This is a genomic window from Mesorhizobium sp. M7A.F.Ca.CA.002.05.1.1 (genome assembly GCF_003998335.1).
Lineage (GTDB): Bacteria > Pseudomonadota > Alphaproteobacteria > Rhizobiales > Rhizobiaceae > Mesorhizobium.
This window is the reverse complement of record NZ_RZQI01000498.1, coordinates 1-4,433: the sequence shown is the minus strand read 5'-3', so window position 1 is coordinate 4,433 and position 4,433 is coordinate 1. Positions and strand designations below refer to the sequence as shown.

The following is a 4,433-nucleotide window of genomic DNA, read 5'->3' as shown; positions in this document are numbered from 1 at the left end:
GCTTCTGACGGCCATTGTCCTCGAACTCGACCGCCTTGATACGGGCCATCATTTCGTCGGCGACCTTTTCCGAGCACTTGGCCCAGGCGTCGACGACCTTGTTGTACTTCTCGCCCTGCGTGATCAGACCGTCATTGTACTGCTGCTCGTATTCCTTGGCCAAAGCCTCGGTGTCGGAGACCAGCTTGATCTTGGCATCCGGGATCAGCATGTCGTCCTTGCCGAACGAAATGCCGGCACGGCAGGCATGGCTGAATCCGAGCGCCATGATGCGATCGCAGAAAATGACCGTCTCCTTCTGACCGCAATGGCGGTAGACGGTGTCGATCATCTTGGAGATGTTCTTCTTGGTCATCTCCTGGTTGGCGGTCTCGTAAGGCACGTTGACGTTCTTCGGCAGAAGCTCGCCGATGATCATGCGGCCAGGCGTCGTGTCATGGATCTTCGACACGACCTTGCCTTCGGCGTCGACCGTACGGAAACGACCCTTGATCTTGGAGTGCAGCGTCACCGCCTTGGTCTCGAGCGCGTGCTGGAGTTCGCCCATGTCGGCAAACACCATGCCCTCGCCCGGCTCGTTCTGGTTGACGATCGAGAGATAATAGAGACCCAGAACCATGTCCTGCGACGGCACGATGATCGGCGCGCCGGAAGCCGGGTGCAGGATGTTGTTGGTCGACATCATCAGCACGCGGGCTTCAAGCTGCGCTTCCAGCGACAGCGGCACGTGAACGGCCATCTGGTCGCCGTCGAAGTCGGCGTTGAAGGCCGTGCAGACCAGCGGGTGCAGCTGGATCGCCTTGCCTTCGATCAGGATCGGCTCGAACGCCTGGATGCCGAGACGGTGCAGCGTCGGCGCACGGTTCAGCAGCACCGGATGCTCGCGGATGACCTCGTCGAGGATATCCCAGACTTCCGGACGCTCCTTTTCGACCAGCTTCTTCGCCTGCTTGACGGTCGAGGAGTAACCCTTGGCGTCGAGACGGGCGTAGATGAAGGGCTTGAACAGTTCGAGCGCCATCTTCTTGGGCAGGCCGCACTGGTGCAGCTTGAGCTCCGGACCGGTCACGATGACCGAGCGGCCGGAATAGTCGACGCGCTTGCCGAGCAGGTTCTGACGGAACCGGCCCTGCTTGCCCTTGAGCATGTCGGACAGCGACTTCAGCGGGCGCTTGTTGGCGCCGGTGATGACGCGGCCGCGACGGCCGTTGTCGAACAGCGCATCGACGGCTTCCTGCAGCATGCGCTTTTCATTGCGCACGATGATGCCGGGAGCGCGCAGCTCGATCAGCCGCTTCAGACGGTTGTTGCGGTTGATGACGCGGCGATAGAGATCGTTCAGATCCGACGTGGCGAAGCGGCCGCCGTCCAGAGGAACCAGCGGACGCAGGTCCGGCGGGATCACCGGAACCACCTTCATGATCATCCATTCCGGACGGTTGCCGGATTCCATGAAGTTCTCGACGACCTTGAGCCGCTTCAGATACTTCTTCTGCTTCAGCTCGGAGGTGGTCGAAGCCAGTTCCGAACGCAGGTCGCCGGCGATCTTCTCCAGGTCCATGCCCGCCAGGAGGTCATGAATGGCCTCGGCGCCGATCATGGCGGTGAAACTATCCTCGCCATACTCGTCGACGGCGATCATGTACTCTTCCTCGCTGAGCAGCTGGTGCTCCTTCAGCGCGGTGAGGCCAGGTTCGGTGACGATGTAGTTCTCGAAGTAGAGGACGCGCTCGATGTCCTTCAGGGTCATGTCGAGCAGCGTGCCGATGCGCGACGGCAGCGACTTCAGGAACCAGATATGGGCGACCGGAGCCGCCAGCTCGATATGGCCCATGCGCTCGCGGCGAACGCGCGACAGCGTGACTTCGACGCCGCACTTCTCGCAGATGACGCCCTTGTACTTCATGCGCTTGTACTTGCCGCACAGGCACTCGTAGTCCTTGATCGGGCCAAAAATGCGCGCGCAGAACAGACCGTCACGCTCCGGCTTGAAGGTGCGGTAGTTGATGGTCTCCGGCTTCTTGATCTCGCCGAAAGACCAGGACAGAATCTTCTCAGGGCTGGCAAGCGATATCCGAATGGAATCGAACACCTGCGCAGGCGCCTGCGGATTGAAGAGATTCATGACCTCTTGGTTCATGCCGTTCTCCTTTTCGGGGTCCTCGAAAACCCCTTGCATCTAGCGCGGGCCAAACGCCCGCCGTCGTGTGTCGGCCACCGGCCGAAGAATTTGGTGCGTTCGGTCGCGATTTCCGCGACCGAACGTCTTGTTTACTCGGCCGCGCCCCTATTCGGCAGCATCGGGCAGCCGGACAGGGTTGTCGTCGAGCTTGGTGTTCTCCAGCTCGACATTGAGGCCGAGAGACCGCATTTCCTTGACGAGAACGTTGAAGCTCTCGGGGATGCCGGCCTCGAAGGTGTCGTCGCCACGCACGATCGCCTCGTAGACCTTGGTACGACCGGCGACGTCGTCGGACTTCACCGTCAGCATTTCCTGCAGCGTGTAGGCGGCGCCGTATGCTTCGAGCGCCCAGACCTCCATCTCGCCGAAGCGCTGGCCACCGAACTGCGCCTTGCCGCCCAGCGGCTGCTGGGTAACGAGCGAGTACGGACCGATCGAACGCGCGTGGATCTTGTCGTCCACGAGGTGGTGAAGCTTGAGCATGTAGATGTAGCCCATCGTCACCTTGCGATCGAACGGCTCGCCCGTGCGTCCGTCATAGAGCTGCGACTGACCGCTGGTATGCAGGCCCGCCTGCTCCAGCATGATGTTGATGTCAGCCTCATGCGCGCCGTCGAACACCGGGGTCGCGATCGAGACGCCGCGGCGCATCTGCTCGCTGAGGCGAACAATGCTCTCGTCGTCATAGTCACGAACCGGCTCGTTGCGGTCGTTGGCCGGGATGAAGCTCTCGAGCGTCTTGCGCAGCGGCTTGATGTCGCCGGCTGCCTTGTACGTGTCGATCAGCTCGCCGATCTTCTTGCCCATGCCCGCGCATGCCCAGCCCAGATGCGTTTCCAGGATCTGGCCGACATTCATGCGGCTCGGCACACCCAGCGGGTTGAGCACGATATCGGCATGCGTGCCGTCCTCGAGGAAAGGCATGTCTTCGACCGGAACGATCCGCGACACGACACCCTTGTTGCCGTGACGGCCGGCCATCTTGTCGCCGGGCTGCATCTTGCGCTTCACGGCCACGAAGACCTTGACCATCTTCATGACGCCCGGAGGCATTTCGTCGCCGCGCTGGACCTTCTCGACCTTGTCCATGAAACGCTGTTCGAGCGCCTTCTTGGAATCGTCGTACTGGCCACGGAGCGCCTCGAGTTCGCTCTGGAGCTTTTCGTTCTCCACGGCAAACTGCCACCACTGCGAACGCGGATACTCGTCGAGCGTATCCTTGGACAGCGTCGAGCCCTTCTTGAAGCCCTTCGGTCCGGCGATCGCTTCCTTGCCGACGAGCACGTCGGAAAGACGCGCGTAGACGTTACGGTCCAGAATGGCCTGTTCGTCGTCGCGGTCCTTGGCGAGGCGTTCGATCTCCTCGCGCTCGATCGCCATGGCGCGCTCGTCCTTCTCCACACCGTGGCGATTGAAGACGCGCACCTCGACGACCGTGCCGAAAGTGCCCGGAGGCATGCGCATCGAGGTGTCGCGCACATCGGATGCCTTTTCGCCGAAGATGGCGCGCAGAAGCTTCTCTTCCGGCGTCATCGGGCTTTCGCCCTTCGGCGTGATCTTGCCGACCAGGATGTCGCCCGGCTGAACTTCGGCACCGATATAGACGATGCCGGCTTCGTCGAGGTTCTTCAGCGCTTCTTCCGAGACGTTTGGAATATCGCGCGTGATTTCCTCCGGTCCGAGCTTGGTATCGCGCGCCATGACCTCGAACTCCTCGATGTGGATCGAGGTGAAGACGTCATCGGCGACGATGCGTTCGGACAGGAGGATCGAGTCCTCGTAGTTGTAGCCGTTCCACGGCATGAACGCGACCAGCACGTTGCGGCCGAGCGCCAGATCGCCGAGCTCGGTCGACGGACCGTCGGCGATGATGTCGCCCTTGTTGACCCGGTCACCCATGCGAACCAGCGGACGCTGGTTGATGCAGGTGTTCTGGTTCGAACGCTGGAACTTCATCAGCCGGTAGATATCGACGCCGGACTTGCCCGGATCGAGATCTTCGGTGGCGCGGATAACGATACGCGTCGCGTCCACCTGGTCGACGATGCCGCCGCGGCGGGCGCCGATGGCGGCGCCCGAGTCACGGGCGACGATCGGCTCCATGCCGGTGCCGACGAACGGCGCCTCGGCGCGCACCAGCGGCACGGCCTGACGCTGCATGTTCGAGCCCATCAGAGCGCGGTTGGCGTCGTCGTTTTCCAGGAACGGGATCAGGGCCGCGGCCACCGACACCATCTGCTTGGGCGACACG

Annotated in this window: 2 protein-coding genes; both read right to left on the bottom strand. The window is 62.0% G+C overall.

What is annotated here, in order from left to right:
* Positions 1 to 2,140 (bottom strand): DNA-directed RNA polymerase subunit beta' (rpoC, locus tag EN939_RS22495; protein WP_127269767.1); only part of this gene is annotated, 2,140 nt, incomplete at its 3' end.
* Positions 2,141 to 2,287: 147 nt separating this feature from the next.
* On the bottom strand, positions 2,288 to 4,433 hold a 2,146-nt coding region (gene rpoB / locus EN939_RS22490), incomplete at its 5' end, for a DNA-directed RNA polymerase subunit beta (RefSeq protein WP_127269765.1).